This is a genomic window from Phormidium sp. CCY1219 (assembly GCF_055795085.1).
Genome location: NZ_JAYFEQ010000338.1, coordinates 1 through 224, shown reverse-complemented (window position 1 = coordinate 224; position 224 = coordinate 1). Strand labels below are relative to the sequence as shown.

General features: G+C 49.1%; 1 pseudogene. It reads left to right on the top strand.

Annotation, left to right across the window (positions count from 1 at the left end):
- Positions 1-224: pseudogene (locus tag AC0QH1_RS06015) on the top strand (protein kinase domain-containing protein); the annotation flags it as partial.

The window sequence follows — 224 nt, the reverse complement described above, 5'->3', positions numbered from 1 at the left end:
GTTTATTCCAGCGATTTATATAGTTTGGGATTAACGGGGATTTATTTGCTCACGGGGAAAATTCCGCAAGAATTGGAAACGGACCCGCAGACGGGAGAGATAATTTGGCGAGTTCATGCGCCTACGATTAGTCCCACATTAGCGGGGATATTGGATCGGGCGATTAAGTCTCATCCGCGCGATCGCTTCTCTAGTGCTCGGGAAATGTTAGATGCGATCGCCGC